Source organism: Cellulomonas sp. P4_B5_2 (assembly GCF_056402235.1).
Window position 1 is genome coordinate 1 of the sequence record NZ_JBFUHU010000331.1, and the last position, 4,114, is coordinate 4,114.

At 74.1% G+C, this 4,114-nt stretch carries 4 protein-coding genes; 1 reads left to right on the forward strand and 3 read right to left on the reverse strand.

Annotated elements, in window-relative coordinates:
* Positions 1-658: M15 family metallopeptidase (locus AC1DUQ_RS18720; protein WP_477074326.1), on the forward strand; the 658-nt coding region annotated here is incomplete at its 5' end.
* A 2-nt stretch (positions 659-660) separates the two neighbouring features.
* On the opposite strand, the gene AC1DUQ_RS18725 is transcribed toward AC1DUQ_RS18720, so the two are convergent.
* The 3 genes from AC1DUQ_RS18725 to AC1DUQ_RS18735 form a co-directional block, all read right to left on the reverse strand.
* Complete coding sequence (locus tag AC1DUQ_RS18725) at positions 661-2,094, reverse strand: DHA2 family efflux MFS transporter permease subunit (RefSeq protein WP_477059893.1); 1,434 nt, start codon at positions 2,092-2,094, stop codon at positions 661-663.
* On the reverse strand, positions 2,078-3,148 hold the full coding sequence (ligD, locus tag AC1DUQ_RS18730; RefSeq protein ID WP_477059894.1) for a non-homologous end-joining DNA ligase: 1,071 nt from the start codon (positions 3,146-3,148) through the stop codon (positions 2,078-2,080). The genes AC1DUQ_RS18725 and ligD overlap by 17 nt, the downstream gene beginning before the upstream one ends.
* A 39-nt stretch (positions 3,149-3,187) precedes the next feature.
* The coding region (locus tag AC1DUQ_RS18735) for a helix-turn-helix transcriptional regulator (protein ID WP_477074327.1) at positions 3,188-4,114 on the reverse strand (927 nt) is incomplete at its 5' end.

The window sequence follows — 4,114 nt, forward strand, 5'->3', positions numbered from 1 at the left end:
GAGCGAGAGCGCGACGTCCCTGCGCGCGCTCGCCGCGCGGGTCTCCGCCTCCGACGCCGTGGTCGTCGCGGCGCACGACGCCTGGGTGCAGGAGCAGGCGGCCGCTGAGGCGGCGGCTGCCGCGGCAGCACGTCCGACCGTCCCGAGGGCGACCCCCGGCACGCCGGCCACGTCGGCACCCTCGTGCGGGACCACCTACTCCGGCCCGCCGTTCTACACGTCGCCCGCGACCGCGGGCGGTGACGGGTCCAACGGCAAGCTGCCCCCCGAGGCGCTCGCCGCGATCAGCTGGGACGTCGACCCGCACGGCACGCCGTACTACCTGAAGACCTCCGCCGCGGCCGCGCTCGAGCGGCTGAACACGGCCTTCCGGGCGGCGTTCGGGCACAACCTCGACCTCGACCTCACCTACCGCGACTACGACACGCAGGTGGCCATGCGCGCGGCGCTCGGCTCGGTAGCCGCGACCCCGGGGACCTCGACGCACGGCACCGGCCTCGCGCTGGACGTGCCCGAGCTCCCCTGCGAGTACGGCTGGGACACCCCGCAGCGCAGCTGGCTGGTCAGCAACGGGCCGTCGTACGGGTGGGTGTCCCCGTCCTGGGCCGGGCGCAACGGCTCGAACCCGGAGTACTGGCACTTCGAGTACCGCGGCTGAGCTCAGACCACCTCGACCGGTCGCACCGCGTCGGCGCTCGACGGGACCGTCAGCAGCGAGATCACCCCGCCGCCGGCCAGCAGGCCGGCGCAGACGAGCATCGCGACCCGGTGGGCCGGCTCCAGGGTGGTCGGGTCGGTGAGCGACGAGCCGACGCCGGCGGCGAGCGGCAGGACGGCGATCGCCAGCAGGCCGGCCACCCGGGCGACCGCGTTGTTGACGCCGCTGGCCACGCCCGCCAGGTGGTCGGGGGCCGCCGCCAGGGCGGTCGTCGTCAGGGGCGCGACCGTCGCCGACAGGCCGAGCCCGAACACGAGGATGCCGGGCAGGACGTGCGTCAGGTACGGCTCGTCAGGGCCGATGCCGGAGAGCATCACCGCGCCGACCGCGCACACCAGCGGACCGACCGTCATGGGGATCTTCGGGCCCATGATCGTGCTCAGCGCACCGGCCCGCGGGGACAGCAGGAGCATCAGGACGGTGACCGGCAGGGGGGCCAGACCGGCCGCCAGCGGCGAGTAGCCGGCCACCACCTGCAGGGTCACGACGAGGAAGAAGAACAGCCCCGAGATCGCGGCGTAGATGAGCAGCGTGGCGGCGTTGGTGCCCGCGAACGGCCGCCACCGGAACAGGGCCGGCGGCAGCAGCGGCGCGCTCGCGCGGGACTCGACGACCAGGAACGCCACCATCGCGACGACCCCGAACGCCAGCGCGCCGACGACGAGGGCATCCGGGGTCCCGCTCTCGGTCCACGCCGTGAACCCGTACGTCAGACCGGCCAGCCCGAGGGCGCCGAGCACGGTGCCCGCGACGTCGAGCTTCTTCACCGCGCTCGCGTCCGCGCTCTCCGGCACGTGCCGCATCGTCACCGCGACGACGACCGCGGCCAGCGGCAGGTTGATGCCGAAGATCCACCTCCAGGTGGTGACCTGCACGATCCAGCCGCCGAGGAACGGCGCGACCGCACCCGCGATCCCACCGAGCCCGGACCAGGCGCCGATCGCGCGCCCGCGGTCGGGACCGCTGAACGTCGACTGCAGGATGGCGAGGGAACCCGGGGTGAGCAGCGCACCGCCGACCCCCTGCAGTGCGCGCGCGGCGTTGAGCGCCCCGATGGTGGGCGCCACCGCGCACAGCAGGGACGCGACCGCGAACCAGACGACGCCGACGAGGAACACCTTCCGGCGCCCGAACCGGTCGCCGAGCGAGCCGCCCAGCAGCAGGAACGCCGCGAGCGTCAGGGCGTACGCGTTGACCGTCCACTGCAGGTCGGCGGTCGTGGCGTCCAGGTCCTCGGCGATGGTCGGCAGGGCGATCGTGACCACGGTGGCGTCGATGAACGCGATCGCGGAGCCGAGGACGGTCGCGAACAGTACCCACCGGCCGCGCGCGGACGCATAGACGATGCCGTCCGTGCGCTCAGCGGGGGCGGTCACGGTCCTTGCTGGGCTGCACGCGCTTGGGCTCGCCCGGCATCTTCGGGTACTCCGGCGGGTACGGCAGGTCGCCCTCGCCGTGCTCGACCTCCTGGCGATCGGCCAGCTCCAGCAGCGACTCGATGGAGTACCGCGGCGCCGCGTGGGCGACCAGCGGGGCGAACAGGTCCCCGACCTCGGCGAACCGGGCCGGCATCGTCGTCACGTCGAAGTCGTTCGGGTGCGCGTCCGCGACCTCGTCCCAGCGCAGCGGGGCGGAGACCGTGGCGCGCGGGTTGGTGCGGATCGAGTACGCCGACGCGATGGTGCGGTCGCGCGCCATCTGGTTGTAGTCGACGAAGATCTTGGCGCCGCGCTCCTCCTTCCACCACTTCATCGTGACCTCCGCGGGCATCCGCCTCTCGAGCTCGCGGCCGAACGCGATGGTGGCCCGGCGCGCGTCGACGAACGACCAGCGCGGCTCGATCGGCACGAAGATGTGGATGCCCCGGCCGCCCGACGTCTTGGGCGTGCCCTCCAGGCCGTGCTCGGCGAGCAGCTCCCGCACGTGGGGTGCGACGCGTGCGGCGTCGGAGAAGTCGGTGCCCGGCTGCGGGTCGAGGTCGATCCGGATCTGGTCGGGGGAGTCGACGTCGTCGCCGAGCACCGGCCACGGGTGGAACGTCAGGGTGCCCAGGTTGGCGGCCCACGCGACGACGGCCAGCTCGCTGGGCGCCACCTCGTCGGCGGTCCGGCCGCTCGGGAACGCGATGCGGGCCGTCTTCACGTACTCCGGGGCGCCCTGCGGGACGCGCTTCTGGTAGAACGCGTCGCCGGTCGAGTCCATCCGGGTGGCCAGCTTGGCGCCCTCGAACACGCCCTTGGGCCAGCGTTCCAGCGTCGTCGGCCGGTCCAGCAGTGCTCCCAGGATCCCGTCGCCGACCGAGACGAAGTACTGGACGACGTCGAGCTTGGTGATGCCGCGCTCCGGGAAGTAGAGCTTGTCCGGGCTGCTGACCCGGACCGTCCGGCCGCGCACCTCGAGCTCGACCGCAGGCGTCTTCGACGGAGACATGACCCTCAACCTAGGGGCTGGGGTCGGTCCGCGCCCAGGTCAGCCCGCACCGATCAGCCCCCGCTGGTGGGCCACCGACACGGCCTCCGCGCGGCCCGAGACCCCCAGCTTGGCCAGCAGGTTGGAGATGTGCACCGAGACCGTCTTGCCGGAGATGAAGAGCTTCTCGCCGATCTGGCGGTTGGACAGCCCCTGCGCGACGAGCGCGAGCACCTCGGCCTCGCGCGCGGTGAGCACGTCGACGCCGCCTACCCGGACCCCCGGCAGGTCGAGCCGGCCACGCCGTGCGAGCCCCCGGACGGCGGTCGCCAGCGGCACCGCTCCCATCGCGTCCGCCTCGGCCAGCGCGATCCCGGCCTCGTCGCGCGCGGCCTCCCGGTCGCCGTTCTCCAGCAGCGCCTCCGCCAACCGGAACCGGCTGCGCGCCACCTCGTAGCGGTAGCCGTAGTCGAACTCCGTGACGGTCGCGCGCCACAGGTCCACGTCGTTGGTGCCTGCCAGCCGCGAGTGCTCGGCGTGCGCGCGGGCGAGCCAGGCCCGTCCCTCGGGGCCGAGGCGCCCGCCGCGCGGCCGCCCGCGTTCCGCCGTCGTCCGGGCGCGCTCCAGCAGGCGGTCGCCGAGAGCCAGCCGCTCGGAGACGTCCCGACCGAGCAGCCGCTCCTGCGCGGCCGCGTCGGYCAGCGCGCTCAGGGCGAGCGCGACGAGCCAGATGCCGCCCAGGAAGTAGTCCGACCACGCGCGCCACAGGTGCTCGAGCAGGCGCAGCGCCAGCGCGATCGCGTCGTCGAGCTCCCCGCGCCAGGTGTGCGCGTCGATCGTGCAGCCGCCGGCCACCAGGGCGATCAGCCCGTCCCGGGACCAGCTGGGCTCGAGGGCGTGCCCGCGCTCGGCGGCGTCGGCGTCTCCGCGGGCCACCGCCGCGTAGAGGTTCACGGCGATGAGCGTGTCGGCCAGCTCGTCCGGGAC